Source organism: Streptomyces lavendulae subsp. lavendulae, from assembly GCF_002803845.1.
Taxonomy (GTDB): domain Bacteria; phylum Actinomycetota; class Actinomycetes; order Streptomycetales; family Streptomycetaceae; genus Streptomyces; species Streptomyces lavendulae.
Map to the genome: position 1 here is coordinate 3,909,464 of NZ_CP024985.1, position 15,883 is coordinate 3,925,346.

At 72.2% G+C, this 15,883-nt stretch carries 19 protein-coding genes; 12 read left to right on the forward strand and 7 right to left on the reverse strand.

Annotated features, from left to right (window positions below):
• Nucleotides 1-2 precede the first annotated feature (2 nt).
• Nucleotides 3-1,598 (reverse strand): hypothetical protein, encoded by a 1,596-nt coding sequence (locus SLAV_RS16895; RefSeq protein ID WP_234333972.1) that lies wholly within the window; start codon nt 1,596-1,598, stop codon nt 3-5.
• Nucleotides 1,599-1,676: 78 nt separating this feature from the next.
• Nucleotides 1,677-3,059 (reverse strand): NsdA family TPR-like regulatory protein, encoded by a 1,383-nt coding sequence (locus SLAV_RS16900; protein ID WP_030241711.1) that lies wholly within the window; start codon nt 3,057-3,059, stop codon nt 1,677-1,679.
• Between the two features lie 215 nt (nt 3,060-3,274).
• On the opposite strand from SLAV_RS16900, the gene SLAV_RS16905 reads away from it, so the two are divergent.
• From SLAV_RS16905 to SLAV_RS16935, 7 genes are all read left to right on the forward strand, one after another.
• Nucleotides 3,275-3,961, forward strand: coding sequence for a bifunctional DNA primase/polymerase (locus SLAV_RS16905; RefSeq protein ID WP_030241713.1), 687 nt, complete (start codon nt 3,275-3,277; stop codon nt 3,959-3,961).
• 105 nt (nt 3,962-4,066) lie between these two features.
• Nucleotides 4,067-4,897, forward strand: coding sequence for an ABC transporter ATP-binding protein (locus SLAV_RS16910; RefSeq protein WP_030241716.1), 831 nt, complete (start codon nt 4,067-4,069; stop codon nt 4,895-4,897).
• Nucleotides 4,894-6,537: a hypothetical protein gene (locus SLAV_RS16915; protein ID WP_030241718.1), complete on the forward strand. Its 1,644-nt coding sequence runs from the start codon at nt 4,894-4,896 to the stop codon at nt 6,535-6,537. The genes SLAV_RS16910 and SLAV_RS16915 overlap by 4 nt, the downstream gene beginning before the upstream one ends.
• A 118-nt stretch (nt 6,538-6,655) precedes the next feature.
• Nucleotides 6,656-7,054: a contact-dependent growth inhibition system immunity protein gene (locus tag SLAV_RS16920; protein ID WP_051841550.1), complete on the forward strand. Its 399-nt coding sequence runs from the start codon at nt 6,656-6,658 to the stop codon at nt 7,052-7,054.
• Between the two features lie 9 nt (nt 7,055-7,063).
• Nucleotides 7,064-7,420 carry a colicin immunity domain-containing protein gene (locus tag SLAV_RS16925; protein ID WP_106979802.1) on the forward strand — a complete coding sequence of 119 codons (357 nt, stop codon included), beginning with the start codon at nt 7,064-7,066 and terminating at the stop codon, nt 7,418-7,420.
• A 2-nt stretch (nt 7,421-7,422) separates the two neighbouring features.
• Nucleotides 7,423-7,854 (forward strand): hypothetical protein, encoded by a 432-nt coding sequence (locus SLAV_RS16930; protein ID WP_030241722.1) that lies wholly within the window; start codon nt 7,423-7,425, stop codon nt 7,852-7,854.
• 120 nt (nt 7,855-7,974) lie between these two features.
• Nucleotides 7,975-9,039, forward strand: a complete 1,065-nt coding sequence (locus SLAV_RS16935; RefSeq protein WP_030241724.1) for a hypothetical protein — start codon at nt 7,975-7,977, stop codon at nt 9,037-9,039.
• Between the two features lie 6 nt (nt 9,040-9,045).
• Here SLAV_RS16935 and SLAV_RS16940 read toward each other — a convergent pair whose 3' ends face one another.
• Nucleotides 9,046-9,450: an ATP-binding protein gene (locus tag SLAV_RS16940; RefSeq protein WP_030241725.1), complete on the reverse strand. Its 405-nt coding sequence runs from the start codon at nt 9,448-9,450 to the stop codon at nt 9,046-9,048.
• Between the two features lie 199 nt (nt 9,451-9,649).
• Here SLAV_RS16940 and SLAV_RS16945 point away from each other — a divergent pair, with 199 nt between their 5' ends.
• Together SLAV_RS16945 and SLAV_RS16950 are read left to right on the forward strand one after the other, a co-directional pair.
• Nucleotides 9,650-10,504 carry a helix-turn-helix domain-containing protein gene (locus SLAV_RS16945; RefSeq protein ID WP_030241728.1) on the forward strand — a complete coding sequence of 285 codons (855 nt, stop codon included), beginning with the start codon at nt 9,650-9,652 and terminating at the stop codon, nt 10,502-10,504.
• A gap of 10 nt (nt 10,505-10,514) precedes the next feature.
• On the forward strand, nt 10,515-10,697 hold the full coding sequence (locus SLAV_RS16950) for a DUF397 domain-containing protein (RefSeq protein ID WP_030241730.1): 183 nt from the start codon (nt 10,515-10,517) through the stop codon (nt 10,695-10,697).
• 97 nt (nt 10,698-10,794) lie between these two features.
• Here SLAV_RS16950 and SLAV_RS16955 read toward each other — a convergent pair whose 3' ends face one another.
• From SLAV_RS16955 to SLAV_RS16965, 3 genes are read right to left on the reverse strand one after another with little or no spacing between them, the layout of a single operon-like run.
• Nucleotides 10,795-11,586 (reverse strand): ABC transporter permease, encoded by a 792-nt coding sequence (locus tag SLAV_RS16955; protein ID WP_030242446.1) that lies wholly within the window; start codon nt 11,584-11,586, stop codon nt 10,795-10,797.
• The gene (locus tag SLAV_RS16960; RefSeq protein WP_100660901.1) at nt 11,583-12,539 is read right to left on the reverse strand and encodes an ATP-binding cassette domain-containing protein; all 957 of its coding nucleotides are present in this window, start codon (nt 12,537-12,539) and stop codon (nt 11,583-11,585) included. Before SLAV_RS16960 ends, SLAV_RS16955 begins: the two co-directional genes overlap by 4 nt.
• 28 nt (nt 12,540-12,567) lie before the next feature.
• A complete protein-coding gene (locus SLAV_RS16965) occupies nt 12,568-13,239 on the reverse strand; it encodes a DUF4097 family beta strand repeat-containing protein (RefSeq protein ID WP_030241406.1) in 672 nt (223 codons plus the stop codon).
• Nucleotides 13,240-13,291: 52 nt separating this feature from the next.
• Here SLAV_RS16965 and SLAV_RS41035 point away from each other — a divergent pair, with 52 nt between their 5' ends.
• The gene (locus SLAV_RS41035; protein WP_158741005.1) at nt 13,292-13,465 is read left to right on the forward strand and encodes a hypothetical protein; all 174 of its coding nucleotides are present in this window, start codon (nt 13,292-13,294) and stop codon (nt 13,463-13,465) included.
• Between the two features lie 26 nt (nt 13,466-13,491).
• Entirely contained in the window at nt 13,492-14,160 is a 669-nt protein-coding gene (locus SLAV_RS16970) for an alpha/beta fold hydrolase (protein ID WP_030241403.1), read from the forward strand.
• On the opposite strand, the gene SLAV_RS16975 is transcribed toward SLAV_RS16970, so the two are convergent.
• Nucleotides 14,157-14,984 carry a DUF2182 domain-containing protein gene (locus tag SLAV_RS16975; RefSeq protein ID WP_030241402.1) on the reverse strand — a complete coding sequence of 276 codons (828 nt, stop codon included), beginning with the start codon at nt 14,982-14,984 and terminating at the stop codon, nt 14,157-14,159. The genes SLAV_RS16970 and SLAV_RS16975 overlap by 4 nt on opposite strands.
• A gap of 240 nt (nt 14,985-15,224) precedes the next feature.
• On the opposite strand from SLAV_RS16975, the gene SLAV_RS16980 reads away from it, so the two are divergent.
• Complete coding sequence (locus SLAV_RS16980) at nt 15,225-15,878, forward strand: DUF1326 domain-containing protein (RefSeq protein WP_030241398.1); 654 nt, start codon at nt 15,225-15,227, stop codon at nt 15,876-15,878.
• Nucleotides 15,879-15,883: the final 5 nt, after the last annotated feature.

The following is a 15,883-nucleotide window of genomic DNA, read 5'->3' on the forward strand; positions in this document are numbered from 1 at the left end:
GGTCACAGCTCGGACGTGTCGCGGCGGGTGAGGCCGTACTTGACGGCGAGCGGGTTCCACAGCGCCGCCGCCGTCTGCTTGGCCTTCGTGGCCTCACCGCTCGACTTGTTGCCGTCGGCGGCGTTGTCGGTGGCCTTGGCCTTGCCGTCCTTGCAGCCGCCCTTGTCGTGGCCCGCGTCGTCCGCCCAGTCCGCGTAGCTGTTGTCGGCGTCCGCGGAGGCCTTCCAGGCCTTGGTGAGGGCGGCCGAGAGCCTCGCGTGGTTCGGGAGCTGGTCCGTCTTGAGCTCCTGGAGCCGGGTGACCAGCTCCTCGCGCTGGCGGGCCGCGTCGCGCAGGTCCTGGGCCGCCTGACCGAGGTTCTTGCAGTCCTTGATGTCGTCCACGGCCTTGATCACCGAGGCCCGGCTGTCGTTGCTGTCCGCGAGGAGCTTGTCCAGCTGGACGGCCTGCGGGCGGGCCGGGTCCACGGGGGCCTCCCCCACCGGTGCGCCCGAGGCTCCGGAGCCCGTGCTCGCGGGGGCCACGGCGCCCGGGTCGCTGTTCGAGGCCTTGCCGTCGCTGAGCAGCGCGCCCACCCCGAGTCCGGCCACGGCCAGTCCGAAGACCCCGGCCGCGATGACCGCGGGCGGCACCCGGCGCGGGGCCGGGGCGGGGGCGGGGGGCGGCGGCGCGTACTGCTGCTGGGGCGGCTGCGGCTGCCTCTGCTGGGGCCGGCGCGGTCCGTACTGCTGGGGCGGCGCGGGCGGCGGCGTACGCCGGGGGGCCGGAGCCGTCACCGACGACATCGCCTGGGTGGGCGCCGCGGCGATGCCCTCGTCGGCCCGGAACAACGCGTCGAAGCCGTCCACGGGCGGGGGGCCCGGGGCCGCGGGGACGGGCGGTATGTACTGCGTCGCCGCCTCACCGGGGTGCGCGCCGTCGGCCGGGACGGGCGGTATGTACTGGGTGGCCGCCTCACCGGGGTGCGGGCCACCTGCCGGGACCGGGGGAATGTACTGGGTGGCCGCCTCACCGGGGTGCGGGCCACCTGCCGGGACCGGCGGGATGAACTGGGTCGCGGCCTCACCCGGGTGCGCACCGCCTGCCGGGACCGGGGGGATGTACTGGGTGGCCGCCTCACCGGGGTGCGGGCCACCTGCCGGGACCGGCGGGATGTACTGGGTCGCGGCCTCCCCCGGGTGCCCGCCACCTGCCGGAACCGGCGGGATGTACTGGGTGGCCGCGTCGGGCAGCGGCGGGTAGCCGTAGCCGTGCGGTTGGCCCGGCCCCTCGAAGCCCGGACCCACGACGTGCCCCTCGGGCGGGTACCCGTACGCGGGCTGCCCCTGCGGCGGGTATCCGTACGCGGGCTGTCCCTGCTGCTGCCCGTACTGCGGCTGCCCGCCGTACGGTTCCTGACCGTACGGTTCCTGACCGTACTGCCCCTCCCCGTACGCCGGAGGCTGCGGCTGCGTCGGCTGCCCGTACGGCGCGGGCGCGCCCCACGGCTCTCCCGCCGCCGGACCCGGCTGCCCGGGGTGACCCGGGTCCGCGTCGGGCCGTGCCGGATCCGCCGCCCCGGGCCGGGGGACGCCCCCTTGTCCGCTCTGCGTCGTCACCGGGACTCCTCTGCCTTCTCCGACTTTCCGGAACCAACGGAACGTCGGACCACGCTACCCGGTCGCGCCACGGGCCCGTCAGGCCACCTGAGCCTCCAGCCGCGAGCCGAACTCCCTGACGGCCGCTTCCTCCCGGTACGGCTCCAGCCGCGCGCGGAAGTCCTCCAGGTACTCCGCACCCCGCCGCGACCTCAGCGTGCCCAGCAGTTCGGCGGCCGTCGTGGCCGTCTGGCAGGCCTGCTCCACCTCTCTCTGCTGCACCTGCGCCGCCGCCAGCAGCAGCAGCCCGATCGCCCGACGGCGCGCCTTGGCCGCGGGCAGCCCGCGCAGGGCCTCCTCCGCGCGCCGTGCCGCCGCCTCGGCCTGGCCGAGGTCCCGGTGGCAGTGGGCGAGCTCGTCCGCCAGGTAGGCCTGGTCGAAATGCCGGATCCACACCGGGTCGTCCCCCGACTCCGGCTCGGCCCGCTCCAGCGCCGTGAGCGCCCGCCCCGACAGCACCGCCGTGGCGCGGGCGTCGCCCAGCAGCGCGTGCCCGCGCGCCTCGGCGGCGTAGAACATGGCCTCCACCCGCGGGGTGACCTGCCCCCGCGTGCCCTCCTGGGCGGCCCGCGCCAGCTGCGCGATCTCGCGCGGGTTGCCCAGCTCGGCGGCGAGGTGGCTCATGGACGCGGCCAGCACGTAGCCCCCGTACGCGCGGTCGCCCGCGGCCTGGGCCAGGCGCAGGGCCTGGATGTAGTAGCGCTGGGCCAGGCCGGGCTGGCCCGTGTCCACGGCCATGTACCCGGCGAGTTCGGTGAGCCGGGCGACGGCCGCGAACAGGGCCCGCCCGACCGGTTCCCGGTAGGAGCCGCCGATCAGCCCGGAGACCACGGAGTTGAGGTAGTGCACGACCACGGGGCGTACGTGCCCGCTGCCGAAGCGGTGGTCGAGCTCGGTCAGCGCCTGCGTCGTCGCGCGGACGGCCTCCACGTCGGACATCCCCACCCGGGCCCCGCCGTTGCGGGCCACCTGCGGGTCGGCTCCGGTGATCAGCCAGTCGCGGCTGGGCTCGACGAGCGCGGAGGCGGCCACGCTCGAACCGGCGAGGAAGTCGCGGCGCCCGACGTCGCTGCGCCACAGCTCGCAGACCTGCTCGATGGCGCCGACGACGGTCGGGGAGAACTGCAGGCCCACGCCGGAGGCGAGGTTCTTGCCGTTCGCCATGCCGATCTCGTCGATGGTGACGGTACGGCCGAGTTTGCGGCCGAGGGCCTCGGCGATGATGCCGGGCGCCCGGCCGCGCGGCTGCTGGCCGCGCAGCCAGCGGGCCACGGAGGTCTTGTCGTAGCGGAGATCGAGGCCGTGCTCGGCCCCGCACATGTTGACGCGCCGGGCTAGCCCGGCGTTGGAGCACCCGGCTTCCTGGATGAGCGCCTGCAGCCGTTCGTTCGGCTGACGGGCGACGAGAGGCCTGGCTGCCATTGAAAACCCCCTGAAGCCACGGGAGAGCGATGGAATGATCACTTCCCGCCTGATGTGCGGAGAATCTTCGTCTCTGCGTCGTGTCGTTACCCAACGTCCGCGCCCCGGCCTCCTACGCGCCCCCGTACATGCACCGGTGCGCCCCGCGTGCAGGATCGATGCACCGCCCACCGGCTGGTTTACGCCCGTAACCCCCGGTGACAGCGGGAGTTGTGATGGGCGTGGAAGAGACCATCGGAGTCACGGAGACCGCGCCCATCCCCAAGCAGCGGGGGGAGCAGCTGCTGGACCATGCCGTGCGGTACGTGGAAGAGCGGCACTGGGACGTCTTCGCGGGCACCTGGCTGGAGCACGGCGACGGCCGCGAGGTGTGCTCCTGCGGTGCGGCGGACTGCCCGGCACCCGGCGCGCACCCCGCAGTGAAGGACTGGGCGGGGCTGGCCACGGGCAGCGCGGTCGGCGTGCGCCGGATCTGGGCGAAGCACCCCGGCGCCTCGATCCTGCTGCCGACGGGCCGCACCTTCGACGCGCTGGACGTCCCCGACTCCGCCGGTTTCCTCGCGCTGGCGCGGCTGGAGCGGATGCAGCGCACCCTCGGGCCGGTCACCCTCACCCCCGGTCACCGGATGCTGTTCTTCGTCCTGCCCGGTGCCGGGGCGAAGGTGACGGACCTGGTGCGCAAGCTGGGCTGGCTCCCGCACGCCATCGACCTCGTCGCGCGGGGCGAGGGCGAGTACGTGGCCGCGCCGCCCACCCGCTTCGGCGGGAAGGGGCCGGTGCAGTGGGCCCGCAAGCCCACTCCCGCGAACCGGTGGCTGCCGGACACCGAGGAGCTGATCGACGCCCTCGCGTACGCGTGCGGCAGCGAGGCCGCGGCCTCCCGGGGGCGCCGCCAGGCCTGACATTCGTGTCCGCCGGTTCATGACATTCGTAACTGCCGCCCCTCTCCCCCGTCCTCCTATCGTGAGGAAAGTAGGACCACGGGGATCAGAACGAGAGGCAGGCGCATGCCGGACCAGGGTTATGCGGCAGGCGGCACGAACGGTACGGACGGCGCGCGACCCGCGCCGTCCACCGCTGCGGTGCGCGTAGAGGGACTGTGGAAGCGCTTCGGCGAGCAGGTCGCGGTCGGGGGGATCGACCTGGAGCTGCCCGCGGGCCGCTTCATCGGGCTCGTCGGCCCCAACGGCGCCGGCAAGACCACCACGCTGTCGATGATCACCGGGCTGCTGCGCCCGGACATGGGCCGGGTGATCGTCGCCGGCCACGACGTGTGGGCCGACACGGTCGAGGTGAAGAAGCGCATCGGCGTGCTGCCCGAAGGCCTGCGGATGTTCGAGCGCCTCTCCGGCCGCGAACTGCTCGGCTACATGGGCCGGATGCGCGGGCTCCCCGGCGAGGAGACCGACAAGCGGGCCACGCAGCTCCTCGACGTCCTGGACCTCGCGGGCTCGCAGCACAAGCTGGTCGTCGACTACTCCACGGGCATGCGCAAGAAGATCGGCCTGGCGGCCGCGCTCCTGCACAACCCCGAAGTCCTCTTCCTGGACGAGCCGTTCGAGGGCGTCGACCCGGTGTCGGCGCAGACCATCCGCGGGGTGCTGGAGCGCTACACCGCCTCCGGCGCCACCGTGGTGTTCTCCTCCCACGTGATGGAGCTCGTCGAATCGCTCTGCGACTGGGTGGCCGTGATGGCCGCCGGGCAGATCCGCGCCGCCGGCCCGCTGGCCGACGTACGGGGCTCCGCGCCCTCCCTGCAGAGCGCCTTCCTCGAACTGGTCGGCGCGCAGGACCGCGGTGCCGGGGACTCCCTCGACTGGCTCGGCGGCGCCCGATGAGCGCCACCGGCACCCTGACCGCGACGGCTCCCGTGAGCGGAGCCGCCGAGGCCTCCCTCACCCCGCTGTTCGTCCGGCTGAAGCTCTCGCTGCTGCGCAACGGCCTCAAGGGCTCCTCGAAGCGCAGGGCCGTCTGGATCGGCAACCTGGTCTTCTGCCTCGTCGTCGGCCTCTTCGCCGCCCTGGGCCTGGCCATGCTGCACGGCCACGCCCACGCCGCCACCGCCGTCGTGCTGCTGGCCGCGCTCCTGGCCCTCGGCTGGACCTTCATGCCGCTGTTCTTCCCCACCGGGGACGAGACGCTCGACCCGAGCCGGCTCGTGATGCTGCCGCTGCGCCCGCGTCCGCTGGTACGGGCCCTGCTGGCCTCCTCGCTCGTCGGCATCGGCCCGCTGTTCACGCTCTGCCTGGCCGTCGGCTCGGTGGTGGCGGTGGCCCGCGGCGCGGCCGGCGCGGTGGCGGCGGTGGTGGCCGTACCGCTGCTGCTCCTCGGCTGCGTGGCGCTCGCCCGCGCCATGGCCACCGCGAACGTACGGCTGCTGTCCAGCCGCAAGGGGCGCGACCTCGCGCTGCTGAGCGGGCTGCTGATCGCGGTCGGCGGGCAGGCGGTCAACTTCGGCGGCCAGCGGCTGTTCCAGCAGGGCGGCCTGGGCGAACTGGAGCCGGCCGCGGCCGTGGTGCGGTGGCTGCCGCCCGCGACGGCCATCGGCATGGTCGACTCCGCCGGCCGGGGCGCGTACGCGGAGGCGGCCGGACAGCTGCTGCTGACCCTGGCCGCGCTGGCGGGGCTGCTGTGGTTCTGGGAGCGCAGCCTGACGAAGCTGATGGTCACCCCGGACGGCTCGACCCTCGTGGCCGCGGCGCCGCGCAAGGTGCGGGACGGCGCGGGCGGCGTCTGGTCCTTCCTTCCGGCCGGGCGCACGGGCGCGGTCATGCAGCGCACCCTGCGCTACACCGTGCGCGACCCGAAGACGAAGGCCGCCTGGGTGACCGCGCTGGCGGTCGGCATGATCATCCCGGTCTTCAACGCCCTGCAGGGCAGCGGGTCCGTGTACCTGGCCTGCTTCGGCGCGGGGATGCTCGGCGTCCAGATGTACAACCAGTTCGGGCAGGACACCTCCGCCTTCTGGATGGTCGCGCAGACCATCTCCGGCCCGCGTGACGCGTACGAGGAACTGCGCGCCCGGGCGGCCGCCCTGGCCCTGGTCACCGTCCCGTACACGGCCCTGGTCACGGCCGTCACCGCCGGCCTGCTCGGCGACTGGGCCGGCTTCCCGGGGGGCCTGGGCGTCTCCCTGGCCGTGGTGGGCGCGATGCTGTGCACGGGCGCACTGGCCTCCGCGCACTACCCGTACTCCATCCCGTCGGACGGCGCCTTCAAGAACGTCGCCCCGGGGCAGGCCGGCCTGGCCTGGATGGGCATCTTCATCGGCATGTTCGCCTCGGCGGCGATCTGCTCCCCGGTGATCGCCCTGGCGATCTGGCTGAACGTCGCCGACGACCTGCACGGGCTGCGCTGGATCCTCCTCCCGGCCGGCATCGCCTGGGGCACCCTGTCCACCTGGGCGGGCCTGCGCCTGGCGGCCCCGAGGGTGGCCCGCACCCTCCCGGAAATCCTCACGGCGGTCAGCAAGGGCTGACCACCCGCTCCCACCCCCAGGGGGTGGCCGGCCCCCGGGCCTGCCACCCCCTGCGGCGTTCCCGCGGCCGACGCCGCGATCGGCGGCAACCCGTACCCATCCGCAAAGGACGAGAGCCGTGCCCATCGACTTCAACCCCGACCGCTCGATCCAGGAACTGGAGGGGGACGACTGGGGAAACCCTCCGGAGGATTCCACAGGGCTGGTCCAGGCTGTGTACACCCTTCGACGGCGCCCCCTCAGCCGTCTGTCGGCCTACGAATTGGGGAGGTTGATCGGGCAGGACGTCGGACTCCGCTGGACACTTCCCCTCGCACTGAAGGTGCTGCGCGACACGGTGGACGACCACAATCGGGGTGGCTTCTACGACGATGACCTACTGTCAGCCGTCCTCGGCCGGAAACCTGACACATGGAAGGAATTCCCCGAACTGGCGCAGGAGGCAAACGAAATCATCGACCTGCTGTCCAACCTCACTCCGAACATGGCACGCCAAGTGAAGCGCTTCCGACCCTGAGGAGTGACCATGGAAGCAATGACAAACGGTATGCGAACGTGGAAAACAGCCGAAGAAGTCCCACACGATTCGGCAACCGGGCGACAGCTGAGCCTGATGGGAGACCTGTCACGGGGGTCCGTCTCCCCACCGGAATTCGCCAAGGCGTGGCTGAATTGCCGGAGAAGGGCGCTGAACGATGGAGAGCGAGTCGCGGAGGCCCTGTCGCGCCGACTGGACCAAGTCTTCTACGCCCTGGACGACTACCCGATCGACCCGGCGTTCCGGGAAGCCGGTGATGTGACGGACGCCGAGCTGCTCTCGGTGGTGGTCACCGCGCTCGATCAGTTCCGACACGACGGAGAGCCCCGGACGGACGCTACCTGAGCATGCTCATACGAGACGAAAAGGACGCCCCGCGAGATCGTACCCGGTACGCACTGACGATCCTCAGGCGTTTCGCCCCGCTCGCCTGGTACCGGTCGCCCGTCGAGCGTCATGAGTTCGGGTACCTGCAGGTGGCGCATCTGGGCTGGCGTTTCACCGAGCCTCATGACGAGTTCAGGCCCGTCTTCGAGGAAACGGTGCGTGACGCACCCCTCCTGCTCGACTGGCGGTTCGAGGTCAAGAGGAACTGGCTGATCCTTCCCGTGCGCCTCACCGAGGAGACGGCGCGGTGCGGGGACAACTTCAGCGAGGCGCAGTCCCGGCTCTTGGAGGATCAGGAGTTCTGCCTCGCCACGTCTGCGGGCCTGGAGCTGATCCTGCAGGCGCTGGATGCCGCCGCGCCTCCCGCTCCGACAACCCCTGAAACGCTTTAGGCGCTGCGGTCAGGGCCGGGACGGGGTGTTGTGGCTGCGGGCCGGGGACTCCTGGGTGTGCGTCGAGGCCTGAGGCGGGCGCGGGCGGCCGGTGTCAGTGGGGGTCGCTACGTTCGGGGCATGTCGATCTCCGTACATCTGCGCGACTCCGTGGTGCTGCCGGGTGGCGGCGCCCTCGTCAACGGCTACGGCTTCGAGAGCCGGGCGGGCGGCCCGCGCCGGGCCCTGCTGCCGCACGGGCACGAGCTGGAGGTGCACGACCTGGACGGGCTCTTCGCGGGCGAGCGCGCCCCGGCCGCCACCTTCCCGCTGCCCTGGCCCGGCTGGGACCGCGGGGTCCACTCCGTGAGTCCGGACGCCTCGTACGCCGTGTTCTCGGGCCAGCGCGCCGTCCGGGCCGTCGGCGCGGGAGGGGAGACCCTCTGGGAGTACCGGCACGACTGCTGGGGACCCGAGCTCGGTCACCCGCACACCGGGGACGAGCAGGAGGTGTGCCGGGGCCTCGAACACGGGTCCTGCCGGGTCTCGGACGACGGCCGGACCGTCTGGGCCCACGTCGTGATCGGCGAACAGGAGCACTGGGTCGTCCTCGACGCCGGGAACGGGCGGGAGCTGGCCCGCCTGCCCCTGGACAGCGCCGCCGCCGGCTCGCACCACCTCTCCCACCCCGACGGCGTGCACATGGGCCTGTCCATCGGCATGGGCCAGGACGGCATCCTGCTCCACTGGGCCCGCTGGGACGGCACGCAGCTGGTCGACTGGGACCTCAACGAGTCGATGGACCGCATCCTGATGGACGTCCACCCGGGCCACCGGGGCTTCCTCACGGTCGAGCACTACGGGAGCGACCTGCGCCTGCACACGCTGGACGGTGACGTCCTCGCCACGGGATCCCCGGACCCGGCCGACGCGGACGAGGACGAGGACCGGCCCTGCTGGGACTACGGCTGCGGCTTCGTCGACGCCGACACGGTCATCGCCTCCACCGTCGACTGCGACGACGAGGAGGACCCGGCCCTGTCCCGCCACTGGCTGCTCGACGCCCGCACCCTGGAGGTCCGCGGCCGCGTCACCTACCCCGGCACCCCCGCCACCGGCTACCTGCTCCCCCTCGGCGACGGCACCTGGCTCACCCACGACGGCGAGACCCAGACCCTCAACCGCTGGACCGAAGAGACGCCTTGAGCGCGGTCACACGCACTCGACCCACAGCAGCTTCCCCGCGTGCGCCCCGTTCAGGCGGTACGAGCCGTAGCGGTCCGCGCAGAGGCGTACGAGGACCAGGCCGCGGCCGTCCTCCGCGTCCCCGGCCGGTTCCGGGCCGAAGGGGGACGGGATGTCCGGACCCGTGTCCCAGACCCCGACCCCCAGCCGCCCGGCGGCCATCGCCCGCAGCCGGAGCGCGCAGGGGCCGCGGGTGTGGCGGTAGGCGTTCGACACCAGTTCGCTCGTGAGCAGTTCGGCGGTGTCCGCGAGAGCGGTCATGCCGTGGCGGTGGAGCACGGCCCGCAGGGTGGTCCGGGCGATGCCCGCGGCGCGGGGATCGTGCGCGAGGTGGAGGGTGTAGGCCCAGGACGGAGTTACGGTAGCGCCCATGGAAGTCTCCTATCGAGGAGGAGAGTTGGACCCTGTGCATGCGGCGCCCGGTGACCAGGTCGCTCCGTCGAGCGGGGTTCTTCCAGGCGGTGGCCTGACAGCAACGATAGAGAGGTTCGCTTAATGAGTTAGGCGCTTCGCGCTAAATGCAGGCAACGCCCACTCGTGTGGGTGACACTTCCTCGCGGAGGAACGCACGATGCCCATTCGCAGCAGCCCCACCGCGCGTCAACTGCGCTTCGCAGCCGAGCTGCGCCGGATGCGCGAGCGCGCGGGGCTCACGTCCGCCGAGGCCGCCGGGCTCCTCGGCATCAAGCCGAACCAGATCAGCAACATGGAGGCCGCACGGTTCGGCGTCAGCCCCGAGCGGATCCGCATCCTCGCCCGCCACTACGACTGCTCCGACACCGCGTTGGTCGACGCGCTGATCGCGATGACCGGCGAGCGCAAGGGAGCCGGCTGGTGGGAGGAGTACCGTGACCGGCTGCCCGCGGCCTGGCTGGACCTCGCGGAGCTGGAGCACCACGGGCGCATGCTCCGGGACGCCATCACCGTGCACGTCCCCGGACTGCTCCAGACGCCCGAACACGCACGCGAGGTCTTCCGGCAGGCCGTTCCGGCGCTCCCCCCGCCCGGCATCGAGGACCGCGTCTCGTTTCGCGTCCGACGGCAGCGGGTCCTCTACGAGGACGACCCGACCCCGTACCGGGCGACGATCCACGAGGCCGCCCTGCGCATCGCCGTGGGCGGTCCGGCCGTCTTCGCGGCCCAGTTGAAGCACCTGCTCGACATGAGCGAGCGCAGCCACATCACCCTGCGCGTGATTCCGTTCTCGGTGGGCACCTTCCCCGGATCCGGGCAGTCCGTCTACTGCGTCCACGGGACGGTGCCCCGCCTCGACACCGTCTACCTGGACCAGTCGCACGGGCTCGCCTTCCTCGACGCCGAGCCCCAACTGGCCAAGTACCGGCTGCTCTTCGACCGGCTCGACGCGGTCGCCCTGCCACCGGGGCGGACCCGCGACCTGATCCATGACATCGCCCGCAAACTGTGAGGGGAACCCCGTGCCCGAACCCGACTGGCAGCGGTCCTCGTACTGCGCCGAAGGCAGCTCCTGCGTCTACGTGGCCAGGCCCCGCCAAGACCGGGTGCTGATAGCCGACAGCCCCGCCCCCCGCACCACCCTCGCCCTCTCCCCCGCCGCCTGGGCCGTCTTCCTCGGGGCCGTCCGGGGTGGCGGGGCCTGAAGAACGCCGACGGGGCGGCGTCTCCCGCGTCGGTGGCGGGGTACGCCGCCCCTGGGGCGGGACGGGGTGCGGGGCGTGGCCCGCGCTGTCACGGCGGTTACTTCGGGTCGGTGTTGAACCTGGCGGTCGACCAGAGGTAGCCGAGGGCGGTGAGGCCGACGCACCAGGCGACGGCGAGCCAGGCGTTGTTGCCGATCCCGGTGCCGAGGAGGAGGCCGCGGAGGGTTTCGATGGCGGGGGTGAAGGGCTGGTACTGGGCGATGGGCTGGAACCAGCCGGGCATGGAGTGGACCGGGGTGAAGGCGCTGGAGAGCAGGGGCAGCAGGATCAGCGGCATGGCGGAGTTGCTGGCGGCCTCGGCGTTGGGGCTGGCCAGGCCCATGCCGACGGCGATCCAGGTGAGGGCGGTGGCGAAGAGCACGAGGAGGGCGAAGGCCGCGAGCCATTCCAGGGCGGTGGCGTGGGTGGAGCGGAAGCCGATGGCGAGGGCGACGGCCCCGACGAGGACCACGCTGGTGACGCATTGCAGGACGCTGCCGAGGACGTGTCCGACGAGGACGGAGGGGCGGTGGATGGCCATGGTGCGGAAGCGGGCGATGATCCCTTCGGTCATGTCGTTGGAGACGGAGACGGCGGTGCCGATGGTGGTGCTGCCGATGGTCATCAGGAGCAGGCCGGGGACGACGTAGGCGATGTAGGCGGAGCGGTCGGGGGTGCCGCCGCCGATGCCGGCGCTCATGGTGTCGCCCAGGATGTAGACGAAGAGCAGGAGCAGCATGACGGGGGTGAGGAGGAGGTTGAGGGTGAGGGAGGGGTAGCGGCGGGCGTGCAGGAGGTTGCGGCGCAGCATGGTGGAGGAGTCGCGCAGGGCGAGGGTGAGGGTGCTCATCGGGTGGCCTCCGTCGGCTGGTGGGGGATGTGCGCGGTGTCGGTGAGGGCGAAGAAGACGTCGTCGAGGTCGGGGGTGTGGACGGTGAGTTCGTCGGCTTCGATGCCGGTGGTGTGGAGGTGGTCGAGGAGGGTGCGCAGTTCGTGCTGGGTGGCGCCGCTGGGGATCTGGAGGGTGAGGGACTCGTTGTCCCCGGTGGCGGTGGGCAGGGTGTGGGTGGCGGTGCGGTAGGCGGTGGGGTCGGTGAAGCGCAGGCGTACGTGTCCGCCGGGGACGAGGCGTTTGAGCTGCTCGGCGGTGCCTTCGGCGGCGATCTTGCCGTTGTTGAGGACGGCGATGCGGTCGGCGAGCTGGTCGGCTTCTTCGAGGTACTGGGTGGTGAGGAAGACGGTGACGCCGCCGGTGACGAGTTCGCGGATGATCTGCCACATGGTGTGGCGGGAGCGGGGGTCGAGGCCGGTGGTGGGTTCGTCGAGGAAGATGATGCGGGGGCTGCCGACCAGGGTCATGGCGATGTCCAGGCGGCGTTTCATGCCGCCTGAGTAGGTGGAGGCGGGCTTCTTCGCGGCGGCGGTGAGGTCGAAGCGTTCCAGGAGCTCGGCGGCGACCCGCCGGCCCTCGGGCTTGGGCAGGTGGTGCAGGTCCGCCATGAGGAGCATGTTCTCCTCGCCGGTGATCAGCCCGTCGACGGCGGAGAACTGGCCGGTGACACCGATGGCGGCACGGACGGCCTGGGGGTTGGCGGTCAGGTCGTGGCCCCCGACCCGGGCCTGCCCGGCGTCGGCGGTGATGAGGGTGGAGAGGATCTTCACGGCGGTGGTCTTGCCCGCGCCGTTCGGCCCGAGCAGGGCGAAGACGGTTCCTTCGGCGACGGCCAGGTCGATGCCGTCCAGGACGGTCTTGTCGCCGTAGGACTTGCGCAGCCCGTTCGCCGCGATGGCCAGGTCGGTCATGAGAGGTGTTCCCTTCGGGGGCTGCGGATCAGAGGCTGCGGGCGGTGATGTCGCCGTAGGAGGTGGTGGCGCGGATGTCGAGGGCGGCGTGGGCGCCGTCGGCGTTGCTGAGGCTGTTGTGGATGCGGCCGTAGGCAGTGCCGGCGTCGAGGGTGGCGGAGGTCCCGCGGGCGGCGCCGATCGCGATCTCGCCGTGCTCGGTGCGCAGTTCGACGGTGCCGCGGCGGGCCTCGTCGATACGGAGGTCGCCCTGCCGGGTGCTGATGTGGGCGGGGCCGGTGAGGCGGCCGACGGTGATGTCGCCGGCCTGGACGGTGAGGCGGGTGCTCGCGCTCTCGTCGAGCTTGACGGTGGCCTGGGCGCCTTCGAAGGTCACGTCGCCGAGGCGTCCGACGCCGCGGAGTTCGGCGGCGGCCGCCTTCGCCTCGACGTGGGAGCCGGCGGGGAGCTGGATGGTCAGCTCGACGGATCCGGAGTTGCCGAGCAGCCGGTTCTTCGCCGGTGCGGCGGCGACGTGCAGGACGCCGTCGCGGAACTCGACGGTGATCTGCTCGGCGGCCTTCACGTCGCGGCTCTTGGTGGCGTTCGCGGGCCGGACCTCGACGGTGGTGTCGCTCCGGTCGGCGGCGATGAGCCGGATGTGTCCCGCGGGGATGTCGAGGACGGCGGCGACCGGGGCGGGGGTGTCGAACTTCTGCATGATGTCGTTTCCTTCAGCTCGTTTTCCGATGACTGAAAGCTACGTTGCGTTCATGGATCCAGCAACACTCTCGTTGCGCAGGATCGGCATCAATGCAGGTCAAGGCTATGAAATCATTGCAACGAGTCTGAATTTAATGCAACGCCCGGCAGCACTATCGTTGCAATGGATGCGTGTGAACGCTATCGGCGGCGCGCCTGGCAGGATCGTTGCGTCCGTCGCGTGACGGACCCGACCGCCCAGGAGAACCGGATGACCACTTTCGTCCTCGTACCCGGCGCATGGCACGGCGCCTGGACCTTCGAACCGCTCGCACGACAGCTGCGCGCCCACGGCCACCAGGCGTTCCCGCTGACCCTGACCGGGGTCGGCGACCGCAAGCACCTGATCGGCTCCTCGGTGAACCTGGACACCCACATCCAGGACGTGGTCGGCGTCCTCGCCGAGCAGCAGGTCACCGACGCCGTGCTGGTCGGCCACAGTTACGGCGGCATGGTCATAACCGGCGCCGCCGACCGCGCCGCGGAACGGGTGGCGGGCCTGGTCTACGTCGACGCGATGGTGCCCGTCGACGGGGACTCCTGCTGGTCCCTGGTCACCGAGCAGGAGCGCGGCTGGTACCTGAACGGCGTCGGCGAGACGGGCTACGCGAGCGCCCCGCTGCCGTTCTTCGACCCGCGGGCCACCCCGCACCCGCTGGCCTCCCTGCTCCAGGCCGTCCGCCTGGAGGCCGGGCTCGACGGCTTCCGCAGCCGGGACTACGTCTACGCCACCGGCTGGGACGGCGCCTCCCCCTTCACCGCGACCTACGACCGCCTCACCGCGGACCCCTCCTGGCGTACGCACGCCCTCGCGTCGGGCCACAACGTGATGCGGGACGCCCCCGAGGACCTGCTGAAGGTGCTGTTGGCGGCGGCCTAAGGGCTCAGCATCTCCGTCATGGGCGACTGCGGCGGGATCAGGCCCGGCAGCAGCCAGGGCTGGAAGAGGCTCAGTACCGCGAGCACGAGGAAGGCCGCCCCGACGGCGCGCGAGAAGACGGGGCCCAGCCGCCAGAGCTTCTCCACGAAGATCACCACGGCGACCGCGGCCATCGCCAGGACGTTCATGACGCCCAGCGGGACGAGCACGACCATCAGCCCCCAGCAGCAGCCCACGCAGTACGCCCCGTGGTGGGCCCCGACCCGCAGATCGCGGGCTCGGGGCCGGAAGCCCGCGTAGCGCACGAGCTGGCCCATCGGGCTCCGGCAGTGCCGCAGGCAGAGGTCCTTCCACGCACCGAACTGGTACAGCCCGGCGAGCAGGAAGGCCCCGGCGCCGATCCAGCGGCCGGCGCCCGGGTGCCCGTCCACCAGGGCGCCGGTCGCGGCGAGGAGCCCGTAGGCGATCAGGCCGAAGGCCGTCCAGGCCAGCAGGTACCCGCCGACGAACTGGGCGGTACGCGCCGCCCGCACCGCTCCCGTGGGCGCCTGGCGCCCGATCGCCCGTGCCCAGGTGAGGGCCACCGGGGCCACCGACGGGAACATCATGGCGATCATCATGACCAGCCACAGCAGCAGGAACAGCGGGACGCCCATGCCCATGGTCCCCGGCTCGACCCCCATGCCGCGGGCCTGGTCGACCACCAGCACCCAGGCGAGGAGGGCGATCGACGCCATCACGGACCAGGCGAACGCGAGCTGCCGGGCCGACTGCAGGTTCGCCGGACGCAGAGGGGGTGACAGGGCCTTCCGGTCGAGGCGCACCCCTCCAGCACATCACGGCGGACCTGCGCCTGCGCGCGGGAAGCCGGGTAGCCGGGTACCCGGGAAGACAGGTACCCGGGTACGCGTGTACGCGGAAAGCACCTCCTCCGGGTGGCCCACGCGGTGGGACAATCGGGGTGGATACCCCGTACGACCCGGGCGTGGGCCGGCGATGGTGCCCGGGGGCCCTGCCGTCCTCCCGAGACCGACGTCCCGGCACGGTCACGAGGAGGCAGGGAGATGTCCGAGACGACGGCGACCGTTCCCAGGTGGCATGTGGCGGGCGACTGGTTCGACACCTGCAAGTGCAGCGTCCCCTGCCCCTGCTCGTTCGCGCAGCCGCCCACCCACGGCGACTGCGACGGCATCCTGGCCTGGCACATCCGCGAGGGCCGCTACGGCGACGTGGGGCTGGACGGCCTGAACGTGCTGATGCTGAGCTCGTTCGTCGGCAACATCTGGGCCGAGCACACGGACACGTACGCCGCGGTCTTCGTCGACGAGCGCGCCGACGGCCCCCAGCGCGAGGCGCTCCAGATGATCTTCAGTGGGCAGGCGGGCAGCTGGCCCGCCGAGATGGTGGGCATGATGGGCGCCGAAATGCGCGGCATGGAGTTCGCCCCCATCGAGATCGAGGTCGCCGAGGACCTCGCGAGCTGGCGGGCCGTGGTGCCCGGCCGGGCCGAGGCGGGCGCGGTCGCGCTCACGGGACCCACGACCCCGCAGGGCGCGCGCGTCCAGTCGACGAACCTGCCGGGTGCGGAGACCGGACCGGGCCAGGTCGCGACCTGGGGCCGCTCGACGGTGGACCGCGCCGATGCCCACGGCTTCCGCTGGAGCCGCGAAGGCCTGTCCAGCAAGCACATCACCTTCGACTGGACCGGGCCCGACTAGCCGGG

What these genes read in the sequence shown, in the direction of transcription:
- SLAV_RS16970 (WP_030241403.1), top strand. Translation starts at nt 13,492, where the DNA reads ATGACCACTTTCGTCCTCGTACCCGGCGCATGGCACGGCGCCTGGACC.
- SLAV_RS16925 (WP_106979802.1), top strand. Translation starts at nt 7,064, where the DNA reads ATGGAAGCAATGACAAACGGTATGCGAACGTGGAAAACAGCCGAAGAA.
- SLAV_RS16980 (WP_030241398.1), top strand. Translation starts at nt 15,225, where the DNA reads ATGTCCGAGACGACGGCGACCGTTCCCAGGTGGCATGTGGCGGGCGAC.
- SLAV_RS16940 (WP_030241725.1), bottom strand. Translation starts at nt 9,450, where the DNA reads ATGGGCGCTACCGTAACTCCGTCCTGGGCCTACACCCTCCACCTCGCG.
- SLAV_RS16900 (WP_030241711.1), bottom strand. Translation starts at nt 3,059, where the DNA reads ATGGCAGCCAGGCCTCTCGTCGCCCGTCAGCCGAACGAACGGCTGCAG.
- SLAV_RS16935 (WP_030241724.1), top strand. Translation starts at nt 7,975, where the DNA reads ATGTCGATCTCCGTACATCTGCGCGACTCCGTGGTGCTGCCGGGTGGC.
- SLAV_RS16930 (WP_030241722.1), top strand. Translation starts at nt 7,423, where the DNA reads ATGCTCATACGAGACGAAAAGGACGCCCCGCGAGATCGTACCCGGTAC.
- SLAV_RS16915 (WP_030241718.1), top strand. Translation starts at nt 4,894, where the DNA reads ATGAGCGCCACCGGCACCCTGACCGCGACGGCTCCCGTGAGCGGAGCC.
- SLAV_RS41035 (WP_158741005.1), top strand. Translation starts at nt 13,292, where the DNA reads ATGGATCCAGCAACACTCTCGTTGCGCAGGATCGGCATCAATGCAGGT.
- SLAV_RS16960 (WP_100660901.1), bottom strand. Translation starts at nt 12,539, where the DNA reads ATGACCGACCTGGCCATCGCGGCGAACGGGCTGCGCAAGTCCTACGGC.
- SLAV_RS16910 (WP_030241716.1), top strand. Translation starts at nt 4,067, where the DNA reads ATGCCGGACCAGGGTTATGCGGCAGGCGGCACGAACGGTACGGACGGC.
- SLAV_RS16905 (WP_030241713.1), top strand. Translation starts at nt 3,275, where the DNA reads ATGGGCGTGGAAGAGACCATCGGAGTCACGGAGACCGCGCCCATCCCC.
- SLAV_RS16965 (WP_030241406.1), bottom strand. Translation starts at nt 13,239, where the DNA reads ATGCAGAAGTTCGACACCCCCGCCCCGGTCGCCGCCGTCCTCGACATC.
- SLAV_RS16945 (WP_030241728.1), top strand. Translation starts at nt 9,650, where the DNA reads ATGCCCATTCGCAGCAGCCCCACCGCGCGTCAACTGCGCTTCGCAGCC.
- SLAV_RS16955 (WP_030242446.1), bottom strand. Translation starts at nt 11,586, where the DNA reads ATGAGCACCCTCACCCTCGCCCTGCGCGACTCCTCCACCATGCTGCGC.